This window comes from Cryobacterium sp. 10C3, assembly GCF_034314285.1.
GTDB lineage: Bacteria > Actinomycetota > Actinomycetes > Actinomycetales > Microbacteriaceae > Cryobacterium > Cryobacterium glucosi.
The window spans coordinates 3,910,154-3,932,694 of sequence record NZ_JAVIWF010000002.1 but is presented as its reverse complement, the minus strand read 5'-3'; the positions used below and the strand labels follow the sequence as shown (position 1 = coordinate 3,932,694).

The 22,541-nt window shown below is 68.8% G+C and carries 21 protein-coding genes and 2 pseudogenes; 9 read left to right on the top strand and 14 right to left on the bottom strand.

Features of this window, described 5'->3' with window-relative positions; translation table 11 throughout:
• Positions 1 to 115: 115 nt before the first annotated feature.
• Complete coding sequence (locus RGU41_RS19745) at positions 116 to 1,876, bottom strand: glycerol-3-phosphate dehydrogenase/oxidase (RefSeq protein ID WP_134449943.1); 1,761 nt, start codon at positions 1,874 to 1,876, stop codon at positions 116 to 118.
• A 39-nt stretch (positions 1,877 to 1,915) separates the two neighbouring features.
• On the bottom strand, positions 1,916 to 3,034 hold the full coding sequence (locus RGU41_RS19740) for a GuaB3 family IMP dehydrogenase-related protein (protein ID WP_134449942.1): 1,119 nt from the start codon (positions 3,032 to 3,034) through the stop codon (positions 1,916 to 1,918).
• A 106-nt stretch (positions 3,035 to 3,140) separates the two neighbouring features.
• Between RGU41_RS19740 and RGU41_RS19735 the strand changes: the two genes are divergently transcribed.
• The 3 genes from RGU41_RS19735 to RGU41_RS19725 all read left to right on the top strand — a co-directional run bounded on the left by RGU41_RS19735 (position 3,141) and on the right by RGU41_RS19725 (position 7,061).
• Entirely contained in the window at positions 3,141 to 3,833 is a 693-nt protein-coding gene (locus tag RGU41_RS19735) for a hypothetical protein (RefSeq protein WP_134449941.1), read from the top strand.
• A gap of 35 nt (positions 3,834 to 3,868) precedes the next feature.
• Positions 3,869 to 5,791, top strand: coding sequence for a clostripain-related cysteine peptidase (locus RGU41_RS19730; RefSeq protein ID WP_134561627.1), 1,923 nt, complete (start codon positions 3,869 to 3,871; stop codon positions 5,789 to 5,791).
• Between the two features lie 523 nt (positions 5,792 to 6,314).
• On the top strand, positions 6,315 to 7,061 hold the full coding sequence (locus tag RGU41_RS19725; protein ID WP_322137170.1) for an aminotransferase class I/II-fold pyridoxal phosphate-dependent enzyme: 747 nt from the start codon (positions 6,315 to 6,317) through the stop codon (positions 7,059 to 7,061).
• Positions 7,062 to 7,101: 40 nt separating this feature from the next.
• Here the strand turns inward: RGU41_RS19725 and guaB are convergent.
• Positions 7,102 to 8,603, bottom strand: a pseudogene (gene guaB / locus RGU41_RS19720) (IMP dehydrogenase).
• 262 nt (positions 8,604 to 8,865) lie between these two features.
• Here guaB and RGU41_RS19715 point away from each other — a divergent pair.
• The 5 genes from RGU41_RS19715 to RGU41_RS19695 are packed head-to-tail and all read left to right on the top strand — an operon-like array spanning position 8,866 to position 13,017.
• A complete protein-coding gene (locus tag RGU41_RS19715) occupies positions 8,866 to 10,245 on the top strand; it encodes a branched-chain amino acid ABC transporter permease (protein ID WP_134449937.1) in 1,380 nt (459 codons plus the stop codon).
• Between the two features lie 13 nt (positions 10,246 to 10,258).
• Positions 10,259 to 11,248 carry a branched-chain amino acid ABC transporter permease gene (locus tag RGU41_RS19710; protein WP_134449936.1) on the top strand — a complete coding sequence of 330 codons (990 nt, stop codon included), beginning with the start codon at positions 10,259 to 10,261 and terminating at the stop codon, positions 11,246 to 11,248.
• Positions 11,238 to 11,387 (top strand): hypothetical protein, encoded by a 150-nt coding sequence (locus RGU41_RS19705; protein ID WP_322137169.1) that lies wholly within the window; start codon positions 11,238 to 11,240, stop codon positions 11,385 to 11,387. The genes RGU41_RS19710 and RGU41_RS19705 overlap by 11 nt, the downstream gene beginning before the upstream one ends.
• Positions 11,345 to 12,232: an ABC transporter ATP-binding protein gene (locus RGU41_RS19700; protein WP_322137406.1), complete on the top strand. Its 888-nt coding sequence runs from the start codon at positions 11,345 to 11,347 to the stop codon at positions 12,230 to 12,232. Before RGU41_RS19705 ends, RGU41_RS19700 begins: the two co-directional genes overlap by 43 nt.
• A 2-nt stretch (positions 12,233 to 12,234) precedes the next feature.
• On the top strand, positions 12,235 to 13,017 hold the full coding sequence (locus RGU41_RS19695) for an ABC transporter ATP-binding protein (RefSeq protein ID WP_322137168.1): 783 nt from the start codon (positions 12,235 to 12,237) through the stop codon (positions 13,015 to 13,017).
• A gap of 407 nt (positions 13,018 to 13,424) precedes the next feature.
• Here RGU41_RS19695 and RGU41_RS19690 read toward each other — a convergent pair whose 3' ends face one another.
• From RGU41_RS19690 to groES, 5 genes are all read right to left on the bottom strand, one after another.
• Positions 13,425 to 14,018, bottom strand: a complete 594-nt coding sequence (locus RGU41_RS19690; RefSeq protein ID WP_322137167.1) for a hypothetical protein — start codon at positions 14,016 to 14,018, stop codon at positions 13,425 to 13,427.
• Positions 14,015 to 14,758, bottom strand: coding sequence for an ABC transporter substrate-binding protein (locus RGU41_RS19685; protein ID WP_322137166.1), 744 nt, complete (start codon positions 14,756 to 14,758; stop codon positions 14,015 to 14,017). Before RGU41_RS19685 ends, RGU41_RS19690 begins: the two co-directional genes overlap by 4 nt.
• A gap of 186 nt (positions 14,759 to 14,944) precedes the next feature.
• Entirely contained in the window at positions 14,945 to 15,709 is a 765-nt protein-coding gene (locus RGU41_RS19680; protein WP_134449932.1) for a hypothetical protein, read from the bottom strand.
• Positions 15,710 to 15,752: 43 nt separating this feature from the next.
• A complete protein-coding gene (gene rarD / locus RGU41_RS19675; RefSeq protein ID WP_322137165.1) occupies positions 15,753 to 16,682 on the bottom strand; it encodes an EamA family transporter RarD in 930 nt (309 codons plus the stop codon).
• Positions 16,683 to 16,842: 160 nt separating this feature from the next.
• Entirely contained in the window at positions 16,843 to 17,139 is a 297-nt protein-coding gene (gene groES, locus RGU41_RS19670) for a co-chaperone GroES (RefSeq protein ID WP_092339382.1), read from the bottom strand.
• A 150-nt stretch (positions 17,140 to 17,289) separates the two neighbouring features.
• Here groES and RGU41_RS19665 point away from each other — a divergent pair, with 150 nt between their 5' ends.
• Entirely contained in the window at positions 17,290 to 18,504 is a 1,215-nt protein-coding gene (locus tag RGU41_RS19665) for a class I SAM-dependent methyltransferase (RefSeq protein ID WP_134561629.1), read from the top strand.
• 46 nt (positions 18,505 to 18,550) lie between these two features.
• On the opposite strand, the gene RGU41_RS19660 is transcribed toward RGU41_RS19665, so the two are convergent.
• The 6 genes and pseudogenes from RGU41_RS19660 to tsaB form a co-directional block, all read right to left on the bottom strand.
• The gene (locus RGU41_RS19660) at positions 18,551 to 18,958 is read right to left on the bottom strand and encodes a hypothetical protein (protein ID WP_134449929.1); all 408 of its coding nucleotides are present in this window, start codon (positions 18,956 to 18,958) and stop codon (positions 18,551 to 18,553) included.
• Positions 18,959 to 19,009: 51 nt separating this feature from the next.
• Positions 19,010 to 19,438, bottom strand: coding sequence for a hypothetical protein (locus RGU41_RS19655; protein WP_134557994.1), 429 nt, complete (start codon positions 19,436 to 19,438; stop codon positions 19,010 to 19,012).
• Positions 19,439 to 19,681: 243 nt separating this feature from the next.
• A complete protein-coding gene (locus tag RGU41_RS19650; protein ID WP_134449927.1) occupies positions 19,682 to 20,155 on the bottom strand; it encodes a DUF4190 domain-containing protein in 474 nt (157 codons plus the stop codon).
• A gap of 143 nt (positions 20,156 to 20,298) precedes the next feature.
• A pseudogene (gene tsaD / locus RGU41_RS19645) lies at positions 20,299 to 21,365 on the bottom strand (tRNA (adenosine(37)-N6)-threonylcarbamoyltransferase complex transferase subunit TsaD).
• Complete coding sequence (gene rimI, locus RGU41_RS19640) at positions 21,362 to 21,901, bottom strand: ribosomal protein S18-alanine N-acetyltransferase (RefSeq protein ID WP_166787419.1); 540 nt, start codon at positions 21,899 to 21,901, stop codon at positions 21,362 to 21,364. Before rimI ends, tsaD begins: the two are co-directional and overlap by 4 nt.
• Positions 21,902 to 22,534: a tRNA (adenosine(37)-N6)-threonylcarbamoyltransferase complex dimerization subunit type 1 TsaB gene (tsaB, locus tag RGU41_RS19635; RefSeq protein ID WP_134561632.1), complete on the bottom strand. Its 633-nt coding sequence runs from the start codon at positions 22,532 to 22,534 to the stop codon at positions 21,902 to 21,904.
• Positions 22,535 to 22,541 lie beyond the last annotated feature (7 nt).

Below are 22,541 nucleotides of genomic sequence, written 5' to 3'. Positions count from 1 at the left end.
ATTATGGGCAAGTGGGCCCTAGTCTATCGAAGCCGCCCGTCACCCGGCCGGGCACAGGCGGATGCCGGGCGCACGACGTGCGCCCGGCATCCGCCCGGTGGTGGTGTCGCCTGTGTCAGTGCGTGACGGAGTCGCCCATCGCCGACCGCTCGGTCAGGACGATATCGGGAGCCTCGAGGCGCACCCGGTCGGCGGACTCGTCGTCGGGTTCGAGCTGGGAGGCACGTTCCGCGGCGACGCGCTTGAGGTAGACCGCGACCTCGCGTTCCTCGCGTTCGGCGTCCCAGCCGAGCACGCCGGCCATCAGCCTGGCCGCGACCGGCGCCGCGGAGACCCCGCGATCCCAGGCCTCGATCGAGATGCGGGTGCGCCGGGCCAGGACGTCCTCGAGGTGGAGGGCGCCCAGGTGGCCGGCCGCGTACACGACCTCGGCCTGGATGTAGTCGTCGGCTCCCGGGAGCGGCTCGATCAGCTCAGGGCTCTCCCGGATGAGGTCGAGCAGCTCGTCGGTGAGGGTACCGTACCGGTTGAGCAGGTGCTCGACCCGCACGGTGTGCAGCCCGAATGCCGTCGCGATGCGGGTGCGCTTGTTCCACGCGGCCTTGTACCCCTCCGCACCGAGCAGCGGGATCTCGTGCGTCGTTGACGGGGCGATCTTCCCGTCGAGGGCGTCAACGGCCGCGTCGATGGCGTCCTTCGCCATGATCCGGTATGTGGTCCACTTGCCGCCGGCGATCACGACGAGACCGGGAACGGAGTGCCCGACCAGGTGTTCGCGGGACAGTTTCGAGGTCTGCTCCGACTCCCCGGCGAGCAGCGGCCGGAGACCTGCGTAGACGCCCTCGACGTCCTCGCGGGTCAGCGGCACCCGCAGCACCGAATTGACGTGCTCGAGCAGGTAGTCGATGTCGGCGGCCGTCGCCGCGGGGTGCGCCTTGTCGAGGTGCCAGTCGGTGTCGGTGGTGCCGATGAGCCAGTGCCTGCCCCACGGGATCACGAAGAGCACGCTCTTCTCCGTGCGCAGCAGCAGCCCCATCGCCGACTGGAACCGGTCACGCGGCACGACGAGGTGGATGCCCTTGCTCGCGCGCACCTTGAAGGTGCCGCGTTCGCCGACCATCCGCTGGGTGTCGTCGGTCCAGACGCCTGTCGCGTTGACGACCTGCTTCGCGCGCACCTCGAAGCGTTCGCCGGTCTCGAGGTCGTGCGCGCGCACGCCCACGACCCGCTCGCCGACCTTGATGAAGCCCTCGACCCGCACCCGGCTCGCCGCGTGGGCGCCGTAGAACGAGGCGGTGCGCACGAGCGACGCCGTGTACAGGGCGTCATCGACCTGCGCGTCGTAGTAGGTGATACCGCCGACCGTCGCGTCGGCGTCGAGGCTCGGGATCATGCCCATCACCTGGCGCTTGGACAGGTGCCGGTGGTGAGGGACGCCGGGCGGCCGGCCACCGGTGTACGAGAAGATGTCGTAGAGCAGCATGCCCGCACCCACATAGAAGCGCTCGGTGACCCGCTTCTTCAACGGGTACAGGAAGCGCACGGGCTTGACCAGGTGCGGGGCGATCCGCTGCAGGAGCAGTCCGCGCTCCGTGAGCGCTTCCCGAACGAGGCGGAAATCGAGCTGCTCGAGATAGCGGATGCCGCCGTGCACGAGCTTGGACGACCGGCTCGACGTTCCGCTGGCCCAGTCTCGCGCCTCGAGAATGCCGACGCTCAGTCCGCGGGTGACGGCGTCGAGGGCGCTGCCCGCGCCGACGATCCCGCCGCCGACGACGAGGATGTCGACCTCCTTGGATTTCAGCCTCTCAATGGCCGCGGCGCGTTCCGCCGGTCCCAGCTTGTTCGACCGCGTGACCGAATTCCCTGTTGCCATGTGCGTACTCCCATCGAGGTGGTGGTGCGTACCTCGACGCTAGTTCGTTCGGTACGGCGCGACAACCACCTCGACGCGCTGGAATTCCTTGAGGGTCGAATAACCGGTGGTCGCCATCGACCGGCGCAGGGCGCCGACGAGGTTGGCGGTGCCGTCGGCGATCGGCGTCGGGCCGTACAGGATGGTCTCGAGCGGGGCGACGGTGCCGACCTCGACCCGCTTGCCGCGGGGCAGCTGCGGGTGGTGCACCTCGGCGCCCCAGTGGAATCCGCCGCCGGGGGCATCCGTCGCCCTGGCCAGGGTGGTGCCGAGCATGACGGCGTCCGCGCCGCAGGCGAGCGCCTTGACGATGTCACCGGAGGTGCTCAGGCCGCCGTCGGCGATGACGTGCACGTAGCGTCCGCCGGATTCGTCGAGGTAGTCGCGGCGAGCGCCGGCGACGTCGGCGACGGCCGTGGCCATCGGGGCGTGGATGCCGAGCGAGGCCCGGGTGGTCGACGCCGCGCCGCCGCCGAAGCCGACGAGCACGCCGGCAGCGCCGGTGCGCATCAGGTGCAGGGCCGCCGTGTATGTGGCCGCACCGCCGACGATGACGGGTACGTCGAGCTCGTAGATGAACTTCTTGAGGTTGAGCGGCTCCTGGTTGAGCGAGACGTGCTCGGCGGACACCGTGGTGCCGCGGATGACGAAGAGGTCGACGCCTGCGGCGACGACGGTTTCGTAGAGTTCCTGGGTGCGCTGCGGGGAGAGCGCTCCGGCGACGGTGACCCCGGCGGCGCGGATCTGGGCGAGCCGCTCGGTGACGAGGGCCGGCTTGATCGGTTCGGAGTACATCTCCTGCATGCGTGCGGTCGCCCGGTCGGCCGGAAGTTCGCGGATCTCGGCGAGGAGCGGTTCCGGGTCGTCGTAGCGGGTCCAGAGGCCCTCGAGGTCGAGCACGCCGATGCCGCCGAGCTGGCCCATCATGATCGCCGTCGTCGGGGAGACTACGGAGTCCATCGGGGCTGCGAGGAACGGGATCGCGAATTCATACGCGTCGATCGTCCAGCTGACATTCACGTCTTCGGGATCGCGGGTGCGCCGACTGGGCACAACCGCGATGTCGTCAAAGGCGTACGCGCGGCGAGCGCGCTTGGAGCGGCCGATCTCGATTTCCATACCCCCAGCTTAGGCGCAGCCCGTAACCGGAGGGTATGAACCGCTAGGCTGGCGCAAATCCCGCAGGTGAGGCCCGCAAACCTGCCCGATGCACCAGGAGCACCCGATGTCGTCCGAAAAGCCCACCGAGTCCGCGAAGCCTCGCCTCAACCTGATGTTCAGCAACCTGGAGCTCGTGATCGCGGTCCTCCTCGGCCTCGTCTCCATCGCAACGGCCTATGCCTCCTTCCAGGCGGCGCTCTACGACAGCCAGATGGCCGGGGCGTACACCAAGGGTTCGACGCAGTCCACCGAGGCGGAGTCGCTCTATCTCGAGGCCAACCAGCAATTCCTCGAGGACACCCAGGTCTGGAACCGCCTCGCCGAGCTCGACATCGAGAAGGACAGCACGGATGCGGCGATCGCCGCCGACGCGACGGGCAAGTACGACACCCTGACCTTCCAGGCCGTCTCGACGGACTTCGCCGCGGCCATCGCCCGGGCCGACGCCGAGAACACCGCCGACGCCACGGTGTACCACAGCCCGCTCGACGACGAGGAATACCAGAGCACCCTCTTCGGCGGCTACTCCGAGACGCAGGCGAAGTCGGTCGCGACGATCAGCCAGGGCGACGAGTACAACAGCCTCAGTGACCGGCTCACCCTCAACACCGTGCTGATGTCCATCTCGCTGTTCCTGCTCGGCATCGCCGCCCTCGTGCGCCAGTTCAAGGTGCAGCTCGTGCTGATGTCGACCGGCGTGGTGATCTTCCTCGCCGCTGCCGCGCTGACCGCGATGATCCCCTACGTCGGCCTGTAGCGGGGCAAGCTGTGCGAACGGCACAATCTGCAGGAGTGACACGCAGGACCGTCGCGGCGCTGGCCGCACTGGCCCTGGTCGTCAGTCTCGCCGCGTGCACGACGGGCAGCCCGGTCGAGCCGGACAGCGGCGACGGCCCGGCCGCCGGCAGCTGGACCGTTCTCACCTACTCGATCGCCGACACCGACCTCGAGCCGTTCATGATGGCCGACCTCGGCGAGATGGGCGAGGTCGGCTCGCACGACGGCCTCAATCTCGTCGCCCTCGTCGACCGTTCGGCGGACTACAGTGCAGAACCCGTGCTCGGCCAGCCCGACTGGGCCGGCGGGAAGCTCCTGCACGTCCTGCCCGGCGGCGCAGAGGTGATGGACGACCTCGGCCCCGTGGACACCGGCGACCCCGCCGTGCTCTCCGACTTCATCACCCGCGGCATCAGCGCGTACCCCGCGGAGCACTACGCCGTGATCATCTCCGATCACGGCGCATCCTGGCCGGGCGTCGGCGGTGACGAGTCCGCCGACGGAGATTCGCTGAGCCTCGCCGAACTGAACGACGCCATCGGCAGCGGCCTGAGCGCGGCCGGTGTGGCGAAGCTCGACCTGCTCGGCTTCGACGCCTGCCTGATGGCGACCTACGAGGTCGCAAGCACCCTGGCCCCGCGCGCGGATCGCCTGCTCGCCTCCCAGGAGCTCGAGCCGGGTCACGGCTGGAACTACACGGCCCTCGAGACGGCCGCCGCGGGCGCCACCGTCGACGAGCTCGGCTCCGCGCTGATCCAGGGGTTCTCCTCCCAGGCCGAAACCGAGGGCGACGCGGCCGAGATCACCCTGTCCCTGATCGACCTCGGCAAGCTGCCGGCGGTGGATGCCGCCCTCGCCTCGTTCAGCAGCAGCCTGGTCGGGCGCGGGGCCGGTCTCGCTCCCGTCGTGGGCCGAACCCTCGCGAGCACCCTCGGCTTCGGGCGCAGCCCCGATCCGGCCGAGGACTCGTTCATGACCGACCTCGGCCTCCTCGCCGGCGAGATCGGGCAGGGCGACACCGCGGAAGCCGACGCTGCCGATGCGCTCGTACGGGCGATCAGTTCGGCGGTGGTCGACAAGGTCGACGGCCAGTCCACCGCGGGCGCCACCGGTCTGTCGATCTACTTCCCGCCCCAGAAGGCCTATTTCGCAGAGGACTACCGTGCACTCGGCACTGCAGGTGGCTGGCTCGACTTCCTGACCTCTTATTACGCCGCCGGCGGTGCGATCCCCGGCGACCAGAAGACCCGGTTCACCGGGGGTGACGCCGAGGTCTCCTTCGGCGCGGACGGACTGAGCATCAGCGCCGCGCTCGACCCGGCCGGGCTCGGGAACGCGGCGAGCGCATCCGTCCGGTACGGCCTCATCGAGGCAGACGGCTCGGTCACCTACCTCGGCGAGCGGCCGGCGACGGTGGACGCGGGCGGGTCTGGCCTGGTGCATGGCGGGTACGACCTCACCCAGCTCACCCTGGCCGACGGCACCGACACGACGCCCGCGTACGCGCAGCTCGGAGACGACACGGGCACTGCCACGTCGGGGTCCGGCTCCGTCACGATCGACGTGCCGATGGCGTACTACTCTCCCGGTGACGTCGCGGGAGAGACCTACCAGGACGTGCTCCTGAGTCTCACCCTCGACGGCACGAGCGGAGACATCCTCAACGAGACCTACTTCGCCTACGACGACAAGCTCGGCAGCTACGGCGAGCTCACCGCGGACCCGGACGGCATCATCGTGCCCGAGCGGCTCAACGTGCAGGGCGACGGCACCGAGAGCTGGGTCGGCACGAGCGACTACGGCCTCTACGCCGACCTCCCTGCCCTGCACTACGCCTTCGCCAGGCTCCCCTCGGGCAGCCGGTTGCGGGTCGACCTGACCGTGACCGACTTCGGCGGCAACAGCGCCACCGCGAGCGGCACCGCGACCGTCCCCTGACCCGCGCGCCCCCGCTTTCGTGAGGTGTCGCAGATCGACGTTCGTGGCGCCCGCGAACCTCGATATGCGACACCTCAGCGAGGCAATCAACGGGTGCGCCGCCCGCACAGGAGGTGCAAGCTGCTGTCATGAACGTTGAAGCCGAACCGCTGTCCCTGTTGCGCGAACGCACGAGCCTCAAGTGGCGGGCTTTTCCCGACGACGTGCTGCCCCTTTTCGTCGCCGAACTCGATTACCCGCTCGCCGAGCCGATCAGGGACGCCCTGTTCGAGGCCGTGCGCCGGAGCGACACCGGCTACGCGGTATCCGCTGAGCCGCTCGCCCAGGCGTTCGCCGGCTTCGCCGCCCGCCGCTGGGGCTGGCCGGTCGACCCCGGGCAGGTGGTCGCGACGAACGAAGTGGGTTCGGCCGTCGTCGAGGTGCTGCGGATGATCCTCGAGCCGGGCGACGAGGTCGTGATCACTCCCCGGTCTACCCGCCGTTCTTCGACCTCGTGCCCGAGGCGGGCGGCCGGGTCGTCGACGTGCCGCTCCTGCACGGCCAGACCGGATGGACGCTCGACCTCGACGGCCTCGAAGCCGCGCTCCGCCGGGGCGCCCGCGCCGTACTGCTCTGCAATCCGCAGAACCCGCTCGGCCACCCGCACGGCATCGAGGACCTCACGGCCCTCGCCGAACTCGCCGACCGGTACGGGGCCTTCGTGGTCAGCGACGAGGTGAACGCACCGCTCGCCTACAGCGCCGAGAGTTTCACCCCGTACCTCACGGTGTCCCCTGCCGCGGCCCAGCACGGCGTCTGCGTCACGAGCGCGAGCACGGCCTGGAACCTCGCCGGGCTCACCTGCGCTCTCATCGTCACCGCCTCCGAACGGATGCGCCTGCTCACCTCCGCCCTGCCGCCCGGCATCCGCGAGCGCACCGGCCACCTCGGGCTGCTCGCGAGCACCACGGCGTTCCGTGACGGCGGCCCGTGGCTCGACGGCGCGCTCGCCGCGCTCCAGGCGAACCGGGGACTGCTGGCCGGGCTCCTCGACGCGCATCTCGGCGGGGTCGGCTACGAGCAGCCGCGCGCGGGCTATCTGGCCTGGCTGGACCTGCGCTCGCTCGGCTGGGGCGATGATCCGGCAGCGGTCGCCCTCGAGCGGGCGAAGGTCGCGCTGCTCCCCGGGTTGCTCTTCGGCACTCCGGGCGCCGGTTTCGCCCGGCTCAACTTCGGCTGCTCACCCGAGGTGCTCAGCGAGGCCGTCTCGCGGATCGCCGCGGCGACCTGAGCCGCACCGGCACCCGGCTGGGTGTGCCGGCGCGACCCGGTCAGCGACGGTAGTTCGGGGCCTCGACCACGATCTGCACGTCGTGCGGGTGCGATTCCTTGAGCCCGGCGGAGGTGATCCGCACGAACTTGCCCTTCTGCTTGAGCTCGTCGATCGTGCGCGCGCCGACGTAGAACATCGACTGGCGGAGGCCGCCGATGAGCTGGTACGCGACGGCGGATACCGGACCGCGGTACGGAACCTGCCCCTCGATGCCCTCGGGGATGAGCTTGTCGTCGGAGGGGACGTCCGACTGGAAGTAGCGGTCCTTCGAATAGGAGGTCTTGTTACCGCGGGTCTGCAGCGCGCCGAGCGAGCCCATGCCGCGGTAGGTCTTGAACTGCTTGCCGTTGACGAAAACGAGCTCTCCCGGGCTCTCGTCGCAGCCGGCGAGGAGCGAGCCGAGCATGACGGTGTCCGCGCCGGCGACGAGCGCCTTGGCGATGTCACCGGAGTACTGCAGTCCGCCGTCGGCGATGACCGGGATCCCGGTCTCACGCGCGGCGAGGGAGGCCTGGTAGACCGCCGTGATCTGGGGGACGCCGACGCCGGCGACGATGCGGGTCGTGCAGATGGAGCCCGGGCCGACGCCGACCTTGATCGCGTCCGCGCCCGCGTCGATGAGCGCCTGGGCGCCGCTCCTGGTGGCGACGTTGCCGCCGATGACATCAACGGCCGCGAAGGCCGGGTCGGTCTTGAGCCGGCGGATGATCTCGAGCACGCCGGCGCTGTCGCCGTTGGCGGTGTCGACGACGAGCACGTCGACCCCCGCGTCGAGCAGCGCGGTCGCGCGCTGCCACGCGTCGCCGAAGAAGCCGATGGCCGCGCCGACGCGCAGCCGGCCGGCGTCGTCCTTCGTCGCGTGCGGGTATTCCTCGCTCTTGTCGAAGTCCTTGACGGTGATCAGGCCGGTGAGCCGGCCGGCGTCGTCGACGAGGGGAAGCTTCTCGATCTTGTGGGTGGCGAAGATGGCCACCGCGTCCATCGGCGCCATGCCGACCTTGCCGGTGATAAGCGGCATCCGCGTCATCACCTCGCGCACCCGCATCGTGTGCTTCTGGGTGGCCGTGACGAAGCGCATATCGCGGTTCGTGATGATGCCGACGAGCACGCCGTCTCCATCGACGACGGGGAGTCCGCTGATCCGGAACTGCCGGCAGAGGGCGTCGACGTCCGCGACGGTGGCCTCCGGCGAAGTTGTTACCGGATTGGTAATCATCCCGGATTCGCTGCGTTTGACGAGATCGACCTGTTCGGCCTGGTCCGCGATCGACAGGTTGCGGTGCAGGACACCGAGCCCCCTTCGCGGGCCATGGCGATGGCCATCCTGGTCTCGGTGACCGTGTCCATGGCGCTCGAAAGCAGGGGCGTCGCGACGCTGATTCTCCGGGTCAACCGCGACATTGTCACTGCTTCACTGGGAATGACGTCGGTGTGGCCTGGCAGGAGCAGGACGTCGTCGTAGGTAAGCCCGGTGAAACCGAACGGATCTGGCTGATCCATGAAACCCCTTTTGCTGGTGCAGAGAAATAACAGAAGAGTCCGGGAATTCCTGGAAACGACCGGTTCCCCAATGTTAAGCGACTTCTCCGCGTGCGCATTCCTTGAGGACGGAAACGATTCCGAGGACCACTCCGAAACATTTGCGACATAATCGGGACGTACTGTCGACGAAGAAGTTGGCAGGGGCCGGTTCACCCGAGTTTTTCCCCTCGACCACCCCGAGGCCCCGCCCGTTCACGGAGGTTACGTTTTGACACCATTCATGCAGCGAACACGTACGGCAGGCCTCCTGTCGTCCCGGCGGATGCTCGCCGGTCTCCTGCTCATCGGAGTCGCCAGTCTGGGCCTGATGGGCCTCGGCGCGACGAGTGCTTCCGCGGCGACGGCCGTCCCGACTACGGCGTGTGTGGCCAATGCCACCACAGGCTGTATCCAGGGCACGATCAAGCAGGGCAACGGCGACCCCGCCGTCGGCGTGAGGCTCACGGTCACGAACGGTGACACGACCGAGAACCTCGTGACGGATGCCGCGGGCAAGTGGGGCGTGGCCATCACGGTCGCAGGCCCCTCAACCGTCACCCTCGACACCACGAGCCTGCCGAGCGGGAACACCCTCGACCCGAGCATCGCCAACCCGGCAACCGTCAATGGCGGCCTGGGTCGCAACGCCGGCACCATCTTCAAGCTGGTCAGCGGGGAAAGCACCGGCCTCTCGACCTCTGCCCCGTCGACGGGTGACTCCGCGACGACCGGCTCCGTCACGTGGGAGCGCTTCCTCCAGCAGGCCGCGTCGGGCATCCGCCTCGGGTTGCTGCTCGCCCTCGCCTCCGTCGGCCTCTCGCTGATCTACGGGACGACCGGGCTGAGCAACTTCGCCCACGGCGAGCAGGTGACCCTCGGCGGCCTGCTGGCATTCGTGCTCGCCAACCAGCTCGGTCTCAACCTCTTCCTCGCCGCCTTCCTCACCGTCGCGGTCTGCGCGGCGACCGGGTACTTCCAGGATGCGCTGATCTGGAAGCCACTGCGCAAGCGCGGCCTGCCGAACACCCAGCTGATGATCGTGACCATCGGGCTCTCGATCGCGCTGCAGTACGCGTTCCAGTTCTTCATCGGGGCCAAGACCGTCCGGATCGACAAGGCCAACCCGGTCACCGTCGAAATCGGCCCGATCACCCTCTCGGTTCAGTCGCTCTGGGCGATGGGCATCGCCGTTGCGGTCATCATCCTCGTCGGGCTGTTCCTGCTCCGGTCCCGGATCGGCCGGGCCACCCGCGCCGTTTCGGACAACCCCTCGCTCGCCGCGGCCTCCGGGATCGACGTCGACGCCATCATCCGCCTGGTCTGGACGGCCTCCGCCGGACTCGCCGGTCTCGCCGGCGTCATGCTCGGCCTCGTGCTCAATGGCGTGAACTGGCAGACCGGCCTGCAGCTGCTGCTGCTGATGTTCGCCGCGGTCACCCTCGGCGGCCTCGGCACCGCGTTCGGCGCCCTCGCCGGCGCGATGATCATCGGCATGGTCGTCGAGCTCACGAACCTCGTGCTCCCCGGCGACTTCAAGTACGCCACGGCACTGCTCATTCTCATCCTCGTCCTGCTCGTCAGGCCACAAGGCATTTTCGGGCGCCGAGAGCGCATCGGTTAGGAAGGACAAGACCGTGAATGAATTTCTGACGACCCTGACGGCGATTGCCGCCTCCGCCTTCTCGCCATCGACGGCGGCACTCGCCATCGCAGCCATCGGACTCAACATCCACTTCGGCTACACCGGCCTGCTCAACATGGGCCAGGCCGGGTTCATGCTCGTCGGCGCATACGCCTTCGCCATCTCCATCGTCGCCGGGATCCCGCTGTTCCCCGCCGTGCTGATCGCACTCGTCGCCGCGGCGGTCTTCGCACTCATCCTCGGCGTTCCGACGCTGAAGCTGCGCGGTGACTACCTCGCGATCGTCACGATCTCGGCCGCAGAGATCGTGCGGATGATCGGGCGCTCGTCGCTCCTCACCGACATCACCGGCGGCTCGAACGGTCTCACCGGCCAGAGCTACCGAGGCCCGTTCACCGACCTCTCCTTCCTCGGCGACGGCCAGACCACCCTCGGCCCGTTCACCTACGACAACACCGGCTCCAACGGCTGGTGGATCCGCCTGGTCGCGTGGTCCATCGTCGGGATCCTCTGCCTCTTCGTGTTCCTGCTGATGCGCAGCCCGTGGGGTCGCGTACTCCGCGGCATCCGGGAAGACGAGGATGCGATCCGCAGCCTCGGCAAGAACGTCTACAGCTACAAGATGCAGGCGCTCATCCTCGGCGGCACCATCGGAGCGCTCGGCGGCATCATCTACGTGCTGCCGGCATCCGTTCAGGCGGACAGCATGGGACGCTCGATGACGTTCTTCGTGTGGACAGCACTGCTGCTCGGCGGCGCCGCGACCGTGTTCGGGCCCGTGCTCGGCTCGATCATCTTCTTCGCCCTGCGCCTGTTCGTGCAGGGTGTCGCCGGCCAGTTCGTGCCGGACAGCATCATGAACGGCCAGCAGGCCGAACAGTTCTCCTGGATCCTGATCGGTGTGGTGCTCATGCTCGTGGTCATCTTCAGACCCCAGGGTGTACTCGGTAACAAGAAGGAGCTGAGCTTCAATGTCAACTGATCTCGGAGTCACCGTCGCCCCGACAGCCGCTGCGGCAGCCGCAACCGCGAGCGTCGCCGCCGTCTCCCCCTTCCCGGCGTCCCCAAGCCAGACCCGATCCTGGTCGTCGACAACATCGTGCGCCAGTTCGGCGGCATGACCGCCGTCAACGTGCCGCACCTCGAGGTACAGCGCGGAATCATCACGGCCCTGATCGGCCCGAACGGCGCGGGCAAGACCACGTTCTTCAACCTGATCACGGGCTTCGACAAGCCGAGCTCCGCTCCGCGCCTCATCGGTGGGCCGAAGTCCGACCAGGCCGCCCGCTCGATGTTCAACGGGCGTTCGGTCAACAACATGGGTGCGGCGAAGGTCGCCCAGCGCGGCATGGTGCGCACCTTCCAGCTCACGAAGGCGCTCAGCAGGCTCACCGTGCTCGAGAACATGCTCCTTGGCGCGAAGGACCAGCCAGGCGAAAACCTCTTCGCCGCGGTGATCAAGCCGCTCTGGGCCGCGCGCGAACGGGAGATCACGGCGCAGGCCGAGGACCTCCTGCAGCGATTCAAGCTGCTCGAGAAGAAGAACGACATGGCCGGCAGCCTCTCCGGCGGCCAGAAGAAGCTCCTGGAGATGGCGCGGGCGCTCATGAGCGAACCGACCATGATCATGCTCGACGAGCCGATGGCCGGGGTCAACCCCGCACTCACCCAGTCGCTGCTCGGGCACATCAAGTCTCTCCGCGACGAGGGCATGACCGTCCTGTTCGTCGAGCACGACATGCACATGGTGCGGCACATCTCCGACTGGGTCGTCGTGATGGCCGAGGGCAAGGTCGTTGCTGAGGGCCCGTCGGCCACCGTCATGGACGACCAGGCCGTGATCGACGCCTACCTCGGCGCGCACCACGACACCGACCTCGGCGACGACTCGCTCCTCACGGACGAAGTCGCGGAGGAACTGGCCAAAGAGGTCGAACTCGAAAACCGCACGGAAGGCGACGCGTAGTCATGGTTGTACCCACAGGCTCTCCCGCTCCGGTCCTGCAAGCGACGGATCTCGTCGCCGGCTATGTTCCCGGGGTCAATATCCTCAACGGCTGCAACCTGGATGTCTACCCCGGTGAGCTCATCGGAATCATCGGCCCGAACGGCGCGGGCAAGTCCACGCTGCTCAAGGCACTGTTCGGACTGGTGTCCGTCCGCAGCGGCAACGTCACGCTCAAGGGCGAAGACATCACCGGTTTCAAGGCGAACCGCCTCGTGCAGGCCGGCGTCGGCTTCGTCCCCCAGAACAACAACGTGTTCCCCTCCCTCACGATCGAGGAGAACCTGCAGATGGGCCTGTACCTGCGGCCCAAGCTGCTCGTCGAGCGTCTCGACGCGATCTTCGACCTGTTCCCCGCCCTCGCCGACCGCCGCAACCAGCGCGCCGGTTCGCTCTCCGGCGGCGAACGCCAGTCGGTCGCGATGGCGCGTGCGCTCATGATGGACCCGTCCGTACTGCTCCTCGACGAGCCGTCCGCCGGCCTCTCCCCGGTGCGTCAGGACGAGACCTTCATCCGCACCCGCCGCATCAACAAGACCGGCGTCACGATTCTGCTGGTCGAGCAGAACGCGCGTGCCGCCCTGCAGATCTGCGACCGCGGGTACGTGCTCGATCAGGGCCGCAATGCCTACACAGGCACCGGCCGCGAGCTCGCCGACGACCCCAAGGTCATCGAGCTCTACCTCGGCACCCTCGCCAAGGACGTCGACGCTGAGAAGGACGAGAAGCCCGTCATCATCTCCTGACCCGCCCGCACCGCCGAGAGGCCCGTGCCAGCCCCCTGGGGGCAGGCACGGGCCTTTTCGTGTCCCCGGCGACATCCGCCGCTGCGCCCGTCTGCTCAGGCGCTCCCGCAACGGCGGGCGCGGGCTGCCGAAACCGGCGCCGGTGCGGCTGGAAACCTCGCTGAGGGGTCGCACATCGAGGTTCACGGGGTCGGCGAACGTCGATCTGCGACACCTCAGCGAAAGAGCGGATGCTGGCGAGCACGGCGAGGCGCGGGGGCGGGGAGGCGCGGGGCGGGGAGGCGCGGGGCGGGGAGGCGCGGGGCGGGGAGGCGCGGGGGCGGGCGCACGAAAGAGCGGGGCCGGGCTTTCGCCCGACCCCGCTCCCTGTGTTCGTCCGGCCTCAGCCGACGATCAGCACTCTCCTGCTAGTAGGAGGTCTGTCCTTCGATGGCGGACTGCCAGACCGGCTTGTTGTCCTTGTCGAACTTGTAGATGCCGATGAAGGCGCTCGACGGCTCGTTGTGCGAGTTGAACGGGCCGACGCCGGACTGTCCGACGTACTGGATGTCCGTTCCGGCGGTGACGAGCGGTGCACACTCGGCGTAGCTCTTGCACTTGGTGCCCTTGCCACTCGCGCCGGAAACGGCCGCGAGCTGCGCCTGGATGTCGGCGGAGACGGTGGACTTGGCCTTCAGCGCCGCGAGGGCGGAGAGGGTGGTCGCGTCGTAGGCCTCAGGAGCGTAGGAGAAGTCTCCGAGAGCTGCGTTCTGGGTGTCCTTGTACCAGGAGACGAGCTTGGCCTTGAAGTCATCAGCCGGGTATGCGCCGGGGATCGTGCCCTGTGCGCTGGTCAGCGTGCCGGCTTCGAAGTCCTTGCTGTAGTCGGCGGTGTTGCCGTCGGACAGGTAGACCTTGGAGAGGTCGACGCCCTGGGCCTTGAGCTCGGGGATGATCGACTTGGTCTCGTCGAAGGCGAGGATGACGATCGCGTCAGGGTTGGTCGCCTTCGCAGCGGTCACCTCGGACGAGAACGTGGTCTGGCCGGGGGGAATTCCTGGCCGTTGCCCTTGCCGCCATAGACGACGGTTCCGCCGGAGGCTTCGACGCTGGCCTGCGTGAAGTCGCGGAGGCCGGTGCCGTAGGAGTCGTTGAAGACGAGGAAGGCGACCTTGGCGTTGCCGTCACCCGTGATGAGCTGGCCGAGCGCGGAACCCTGGACCGAGTCCGGCGGTGCGGTACGGAAGTAGAACGGACCGTAGCCGCTGAGCTTGGCCGAGGTGTTGGCCGGGGAGATCTGGACGATCTTGGCGGAGGCGAAGGAGTCGACGACGTTGAGCGAAACGCTCGAGGACGCGGCGCCGATCGCGACGGATACCTTGGCCGCGATGAGCTTCTGGGCGGACGCGGTCGAGATCGTCAGGTCCGTGCTGTCACCGGAGTCGGTGGCCAGGACGCAGGCGTCCTTGCCGTCGACGCCGCCGGCGGCGTTGATGTCGGAGACGGCGAGGCCGACGCCGGCGAGTTCCGGCGGGTTGAGATAGGCGAGGCTACCGGTGATCGGGAGGATCGAGCCGACGACCAGCGACTTGTCCGTGGACGCTCCGCTCGCACAAGCTGCGTCGGTGTACGAGGACGCGGCCGCAGCCGAGGTCGTGGTAGCGGTTGAACCGCCGCCGGATGCACAACCGGAGAGCATGACGGCGATGACGCCTGCTCCCGCCACGATGGCGGTCCGGAGGGCGTGCTTGGATTTAATCATCCTGGGTACCCTTTCATCTTGCACGCGTAAGTACGCCTCCGGGTGAGGCCCACTCGCGTTATTAGGCTCCAACCTAGGATCACTTTGTTTCGAGGATGTTTTCTTGCCGCGCAAAGAGAACATCGTTAGCGATTCGTGACACCACCGGCACCTGCTCTGGGGGACGCCGTCGGACGAGGTGCTGTACTAGGAGCGTCGCCCGGTCACGCCCTGGTATGCGATCTGCTTCTTCTCACCGAGGGCGGTGATGCAGGATGCCCAGGATGCGCACACCGCGTCGCCGTGGCTGACCCGGTCGAGCGCCGGGGCGATCGAGGGCCCGCCGTCGTCGCCTGCCTCCCTCGCGGCGAGGGCCGCGAGCACCACCCCGTCGAAGGCTTCCCCGCCTCCGGCGGTGTCGGCGAGCCCGGGGTCCGAGGTGCGCAGGCGCACTGCGAAGGCCTCGTCTGCTGCGAGCGGAGTGCCGCCGTTCGTGAAGTCGTTCAGAGGCAGCAGGGCGATGCCCGCTGCGGCGACGGATGCCGTGACATCAGCGGGCACCGCACTCGTCGCGTCCCAGAGAACGAGGTCAACGTGTCGCGCCACCAGGTCGGCAACCGCGGCCGCGACGTTCCCCGTCGAGTTCCGATGCACGAGCTGGATCGGCAGAGTGCCGGGCACGGCCTGCTCAAGGATCTCGCGGGCGGCCAGCTCGGTGCCGGCAACCTGAGCGGCGCCGGTCACTGCGGCTCCCGCTTCCCCGGTCATCGGGAACAGCGTGCCGATCAGGAGCGTGCCGTCGCCGGTCGGCGCGACCGTCGCGGCGACGGTCGGAGTGCTGGTCACGACGACGGGGGCGTCCCCTGCGGTGCACCCGGAAAGCAGCAGCGCGGCGGCGACGACGGTGAGCGCGAGACCGGCAGACGTGAGCCCCCGGGGTCGCGAGGTGACGTTCAGAGCTGGAAAGGGCATCCGTGGTCCTTTCACAGGTGGGATGCTCCGAGCGTATCGCCGGTCAGAGGGGTTCGGGGGATGCTCGCCGCGGGGCGCGTCCGGTGACGACCATGTCGGCCGTGAGGATCACGAGCGCGACCCAGACGAGCCCGAAGCCGACCCAGCGCTCCGGCGGCATCGGCTCGCCGAGGATGAAGACCCCGACGAGGAACTGCAGCACCGGTGCGACGAACTGCACGAGGCCGAGCAGGCTGAGCGGCAGGCGGCGGGCGGCGGCTGCGAAGAACAGCAGCGGGACGGCCGTCACGACGCCCGTTGAGACGAGGCCGACGGTGTGCCACGGCGACACGGTGCCGAAGGTGAGCCCGGTGACGGCGCCCACGATGAGGAGTTCCGCGACCGCGATCGGCATCAGCCAGGCGGTCTCGAGGGTGAGGCCGGTGAGCGCGCCGACGCCGGGTCCGACGTTCTTCTTGATCAGCCCGTAGAACCCGAAGGACAGGGCGAGGACGAGCGAGATCCACGGGAGTGCCCCGTAGCCGAGCGTCAGCACGAGCACAGCGGCCGCGCTGATCGCGACCGCGATCCACTGGATGCGCCGCAACCGCTCGTGCAGAACGAAGACGCCCAGCAGCACCGTGACGATCGGGTTCATGAAGTAGCCCAGGGCGGCCTCGACCACGTGCCCGGTCAGCGTCGCGAAGACGTAGGTCTGCCAGTTGACGAAGATCAGGAGGCCGGCCAGGCCCATCACCCAGACCGTCTTCGGGCGGCGGAGGACTGTGAGCAGGGCGGGCCAGCCACGGGTGACGGTGATTAGGGCGAGGCAGAAGACCAGGGAGAAGAGCACGCGCCAGGCCACGACCTCGAAGGGTCCCGTCGGGTGCAGCAGCAGGAAGAAGAGCGGGAGCAGGCCCCAGAGGCCGTACGCGGAGGTCGCGAAGGCGAGTCCGCTGGTCGGTTCGGCCGACTGGCTCCGTGTCCTGCTCACAACGATTCCCCTTCGCGGGCGTGCCCTGCCTGGACGTGTTGGGTGGTGCGGGCCGCGCTCGGGCGGACCTGGCAACACAAAATCCCGGATGATCAGGCCTCCGGGATTTTGTGTTGTTCGTACGTGTACTGCGGTCGTGCGTGGCGCCTGGAACGAATCCCTAGCGGACGACGACGGCGAGCACGTCGCGTGCGGAGAGGACGAGGAGGTCGTCGCCACCGAACTTGACCTCGGTTCCGCCGTACTTGGAGTAGATGACCTTGTCGCCCACGGCAATGTCGAGCGGGATGCGGTTGCCGTTGTCGTCGATGCGGCCGGGGCCGACGGCGACAACTTCGCCCTCCTGGGGCTTTTCCTTGGCAGTGTCAGGGATGACCAGACCTGATGCGGTGGTCTGCTCGGCGTCGACCTGCTTGATGACGATGCGATCCTCGAGCGGCTTGATGGAGACCGACACGGTTGACCTCTTTCTTAGCTAAGACTTGGTTGGCAGACTCACAGCGAGAGTGCTAACAGCGAGTTTAGGGCGCTTCTGGCACTCACGCAACGTGAGTGCCAGACTCGGGCGTTCCGGGCGCGGCGGCCATGGCTTGATATCGTTTGGACAATGGAACGCTCCGAGCTTGTTGACCTGTTGTCCCCCGAGGGGCTGCGCCTGCTGGACTCGCTTCCGCCCTGGGACAACGCCTCCGATGTGGTTCGGCTGGTGAGCGACCTGCGGAAGGCCGGCCATCCTCAGGGACTCGTGACCGCGGTGCTCGGCCAATCGCGGCTGCGGGCGAAGGCCGTGGCCAAGTTCGGCGACTTCGCCGGGCGGATGCTCTTCACTGAGGCCGGTCTCGAACAGGCCACCCGCCTGAACGTCGCCGCGCTGCACGCCGGCCGGTTCGCCGCTGCCGGACTGAACCGGGTCGCCGATCTCGGCAGCGGGATCGGCAGCGACTCGATGGCCCTCGCCGCGCTCGACATCCAGGTGACCGCCGTGGACACGGACGAGGTCACGGCCACGGTCGCGAGCTACAACCTCGCCCCCTTCGACAATGCCGCCGTCGTGCACGGCGACGCGGAGACCTTCGACCTCACCGGCTTCGACGCTGCCTGGCTCGACCCGGCCCGCCGTACGGCCGGTCACAGCAATACCTCCCGGCTGACCCGCCCGGAGGATTATTCGCCGAACCTCGACTTCGTCTTCGGACTGAGCGAGCGGATGCCGATCGGAGTGAAGCTCGGTCCGGGTCACGACCGTGACGCCATTCCCGCCGCCGCGGAAGCGCAGTGGGTGTCCGTGGACGGAAAGCTCGTGGAGATGGGACTCTGGTTCGGCGTTCTCGCTCGCGAGGGCATCCGCCGTTCGGCCCTGCTCCTGGGCAGGGACGGCCGGCACGAGCTGACCGCGGCCGCGGACAGTCCGGATGTCGAGACCGTGCCCGGAGAGGCGGGCGTGCCCGGGAGCTACCTGTATGAGCCGGATGGCGCCGTGATCCGGGCGCGGCTGATCGGCGACCTGGCCCGCAGCATGGACGCGCTGATGCTCGGGGAGGGCATCGCATACCTGAGCTCAGAGTCGCTGCACGAGACCCCGTTCGCGACGGCGTTCCGGGTGCTCGAGTCGCTGCCGGTGGACGAGAAGAAACTCCGGCTCGCGCTCAAGGAGCGTCGGATCGGGACTCTCGAGATCAAGAAGCGCGGCGTGGACGTTGACCCGGCCGTGCTGCGCACCCGGCTGAAGCTGCACGGGTCCGAGTCCGCCACTCTCGTGCTCACCCGGGCGGGCGGCCACAGGCTCGCTCTGCTCGTGGAGCGGGTGCAGCCGCCGCGCTGAGCACTCAGCGCCGGGCACCCAGCGCCGGGCACTCAACGCCGGGAGCTCAGTGCGGGATGGGGCTGATGCCCTGGCTGATCAGCACGATCCAGCCGGCGGCGATGACGAGGCCCGCGAGACCGGTGCCGAGGCCCCAGGCCCAGATCGCGACGGCCGCGCGTTCGGTGCGGCTCGCCCAGACGGCGAGCACGACGGCCGCGAGCGAGAGCGGCGCGGTCCAGACCACGAAGACGGCGCCGGCGAGGCCGACGGCGCCGAAGAAGAGGGAGGCGAGAGAGCGGGCGCGCCTGCGCGCAAGGGCGCGCAGCTCGGACTCGGTGTAGACGTACGGCACCCATTCGGTGGGAGCGGTGACGGTCGACGCGTAGTCGAGTTCGCCGGTGACCTCCTCCGGCGGGCGCGTCAGTTCGAAGCGGAGGTCGTCACCGGCGGTGGGACGTCGTGCATCCGTCACTGCGGCCTCCCGGTCCGTTCACTTCGCCCGGGGAACGGGCTCTCAGCGATATTAGTAGGTACTCGGCATGCTTGCGAAGACGATGATCCAGACGACGATGCTCAGCAGGGAAAGGGCGACGCCGACGATGCCCGTGATCAGGCCGGTGAGCCACAGGGCACGTGCGCGCGGTTCCTTCGTGCGACCGAGCGCCCCGAGCACGATGGCCGCGGCCGGCAGCAGCAGGGTGAGCACCCCGCCGACGAAGGGGATGAAGGCGATCGGGAGGCCCAGCAGTCCGACGACACCTGCGACAAGCGAGAGGATGCTGAGCAGCGGCTGGCGGGTCGAAGCCTGCGTCCCCGGGGCGGGCGGGTACGGATACCCGTAACCGGGCGGCGGCGACGGCGGTCCGGCGGAGGCAGGACCGCCGGGCGCTGGACCGGCGGTCGGAGGATCCGTGAACGGCGGACCGGCGAACCCATCGCCGCCGGATGCCACGGGCTGCGTTCCGGGGGCCCTGCAGCGGCCACGGTGGACTCGCCGCGCGGAATCTGCGGGACCTCGGGAACCTCGGGCACGTGCGGCACGTCGGGCACCTGCGGAACCTCGGGAACCGGAGGGATTCCCGAGGCACCAGGGGCGTTCAGATCACTCATGAGCTGTTCCTTTCCACTTCATTGACGGGTCAACGGTGATGGCAGGTCAGTCGTGACGACAGGCCGGCAGGGACGATCCAGTGGGTCAGTAGCTGGAGTACCCGTTGGTCGAGGCCGTGCTGATCAGCACGATGAAGAGGATCGCGCCGATGATGCCGGCGACGATGCCCAGGTAGCCGAGAACGAGGCCGGCGATGGCGAGCCCGCGGCCCTTTTCTCCGGTCTTCTTGATCTGGCTGAGGGCGATGTGGCCGGTGATGATCGCGGCGAGAGAGACGAAGAACGCCGACACGAGCGACACGATCGCGAGGACGTTGTACTTGTCCTGGGCGAGGGGCTGGCCGTAGGCCTGCTGGCCGTACGCCTGCGGCTGGCCGTACTGCTGCTGCTGGCCGTACTGCTGCTGACCGTACGTGTCCGGTGCGCCATACGCGGGGGCGGCAGGTGCCTGGTACGCCGGCGCGGCGGGTGCCTGGTATTCGGGCGCGGCGGGCGCCTGGTAGATCGGGGGCTGGTTCACCGGGGGCGGGGTTACCGGAGGCTGGTTCGGGTCGGTCATGACTAACGGCTCCTTTGGGCTTCGATCAGCTGGCGGTGCCATAGTTGCACCCTCATTGAACGGGTGTCAACGCCCATGACGCGCCATGTCTGTTGCGTCCAGCGTATCGCGGATGCATAGGAACCGGAGATGGGACGCGGTTTTCAGCCCTGGATGACGGAAGCAGGGAGCGTTGAATCCGCACCGAAGTCGAGGGTGGACGGCTCGTGACCCGCCATGATCAGCTGGGCGCCGAGCGCGGCGATCATGGCGCCGTTGTCGGTGCACAGCGAAAGCGGCGGGATGCGCAGGGCGATGCCTGCTGCATCCGTTCGCTCGACGGCGAGCTCGCGGAGCCGCGCGTTCGCGATCACCCCGCCGCCGAGGAGAAGTCGCGGCACACCGAGGTCGGTGCACGCGGCGACGGCCTTGGTGAGCAGGATGTCGATGACGGCCTCGCGGAAGCTCGCCGCGACGTCCGCGAGCGGCACGGTCTCCCCGCGTCGCGGGTCTGCTCGACCCAGCGGGCGACCGAGGTCTTCAGCCCGGAGAAGGAGAAATCGTAGCGGTGGTGTTCCATGTCCTTGTGATGGCTGAGGCCGCGGGGGAAGCGGATGTACGCCGGATCGCCGCCGAGCGCGACGCGGTCGATCTGCGGGCCGCCGGGGTATGGCAGGCCGAGGATGCGGGCGACCTTGTCGAAGGCCTCCCCCGCCGCGTCGTCGATGGTCTCGCCGAGCAGTTCGACGTCGGAGACGAGGTCGCGCACGAGGAGGAGCGAGGTGTGCCCTCCGGAGACGAGGAGGGCGATCGTCGGGTATTCGAGGGGCTCCGTGCCCGGATCGGCGTCGGTCTGGAGTACGTCGGCACCGACGTGGCCGACGAGGTGGTTGACCGCGTAGATCGGCTTGCCGAGGGCGATCGCGAGTGCTTTCGCGGCGCCGACGCCGACCATGAGCGCGCCGGACAGGCCGGGGCCGTAGGTGACGGCGATCGCGTCGACGTCCTCGAGGCGGATGCCCGCGTCCTCGGTCGCCGCCCGGATCATCGGGACGAGCTCCTCGAGGTGGGCGCGCGCCGCGACCTCGGGTACGACGCCGCCGTACCGGGCGTGCTCATCCATCGATGAGGCGATCGTGTTGGAGAGCAGCCGGCTTCCGCGGACGATCCCGATGCCGGTTTCGTCACAGGAGGTTTCGATGCCGAGCACCAGGGGGTTGTCGCGGTTCATTCGGTCGCCTCCGCGGCATCCGTCGGGTCGGTCGGGGACTGCACCGGGTCGGGCGCGGCGAGCGCCGCCTCCGCGGGCGGCACTGCGAGTCGCATCACGAGCGCGTCGACGTTGTCCGGCTGGTAGTAGCCGCGGCGCACACCGATCTCCTCGAAGCCGAGCCGGAGGTAGACCCGCTGGGCGCCGGGGTTGTCGGCGCGGACCTCGAGGAACACCTCGCGGATGCCTCGCTTGCGGGCCTCGGTGACGAGGCTCTGCACGAGGGTGCCGCCGAGACCGTGCCGGCGGGCCGTCTCGGTGACGGCAATGGTCTGGATGTCGCCCTCGAGCGCCCCGCGCGGCGCGAGCAGCCCCGCGTATGCCTCGATGCGGTCGGGTTCGTCCGGCGGGACCGCGACGAGGTAGTAGCAGTCCGGGTCGGTCACGTCCCGGAGCATGCCCTCCGCGGACCAGGCGTCGTTCTCGAAGAGGCGGGTCTCGAGGGCCATGATGCCGTCGAGGTCGCCCGCGTGGGCGCGGCGCAGCTGCCAGGTCACTCAGCTCACCCGTTTCGGACCGTTGGAGAGGGTGACGTCGGGCGAGCGCAGGTAGAAGGCGGCGTCGGTCGCGAAGGCACGGTCGTTGGCCAGCAGCAGTTCGGCGACCCTGCCGAGGTCGGCGGCCGGAACGGTCACGGCGTCCGCGCGGACCAGGCCCGCGTAGACCCAGTCGGGCTCGAGCAGGACGGCCGGTTTCGCCACCCCTGGCGCGGCGAGGCGTACGGGCAGGCCGGCGGCATCCGCCCCGCTGTATGCCGACCAGTTCACCTCGCGCCGGCGGGCGTCGGTCACGACGACGAGGCCGCCGGTGTGGCCGGCCCGAAAGCGGCTCAGGGCGATGGCGTCGTGGCTGATCACGGGGAGGAAGGGCAGGCCGGCGCCGAGAGCGAAGACGCGGGCAGCGGCGATGCCGACGCGGAGACCGGTGAATGGGCCAGGGCCCATGCCGCCGACGACACCGGTGAGGTCGGCGACCCGCACGTTCGCCCGGTCGAGGCACTCTGCGATGAGTCTGCCGATCACCTCCGCGTGGCGCATGGTGTCTGCGGTGTCGATGTCCGCGAGCACGCCGCGGACCCCGTCGACGACCGCGACGCTGGTTCCGGCGGAGGTATCGATGGCGAGAAGCACCTGTTCA

Coding starts and splice junctions, on each gene's coding strand:
- RGU41_RS19745 (WP_134449943.1), bottom strand. CDS start 1,876: ATGGCAACAGGGAATTCGGTCACGCGGTCGAACAAGCTGGGACCGGCG.
- RGU41_RS19740 (WP_134449942.1), bottom strand. CDS start 3,034: ATGGAAATCGAGATCGGCCGCTCCAAGCGCGCTCGCCGCGCGTACGCC.
- RGU41_RS19735 (WP_134449941.1), top strand. CDS start 3,141: ATGTCGTCCGAAAAGCCCACCGAGTCCGCGAAGCCTCGCCTCAACCTG.
- RGU41_RS19715 (WP_134449937.1), top strand. CDS start 8,866: ATGCAGCGAACACGTACGGCAGGCCTCCTGTCGTCCCGGCGGATGCTC.
- RGU41_RS19705 (WP_322137169.1), top strand. CDS start 11,238: ATGTCAACTGATCTCGGAGTCACCGTCGCCCCGACAGCCGCTGCGGCA.
- RGU41_RS19695 (WP_322137168.1), top strand. CDS start 12,235: ATGGTTGTACCCACAGGCTCTCCCGCTCCGGTCCTGCAAGCGACGGAT.
- RGU41_RS19685 (WP_322137166.1), bottom strand. CDS start 14,758: ATGATTAAATCCAAGCACGCCCTCCGGACCGCCATCGTGGCGGGAGCA.
- RGU41_RS19680 (WP_134449932.1), bottom strand. CDS start 15,709: ATGCCCTTTCCAGCTCTGAACGTCACCTCGCGACCCCGGGGGCTCACG.
- RGU41_RS19665 (WP_134561629.1), top strand. CDS start 17,290: ATGGAACGCTCCGAGCTTGTTGACCTGTTGTCCCCCGAGGGGCTGCGC.
- RGU41_RS19650 (WP_134449927.1), bottom strand. CDS start 20,155: ATGACCGACCCGAACCAGCCTCCGGTAACCCCGCCCCCGGTGAACCAG.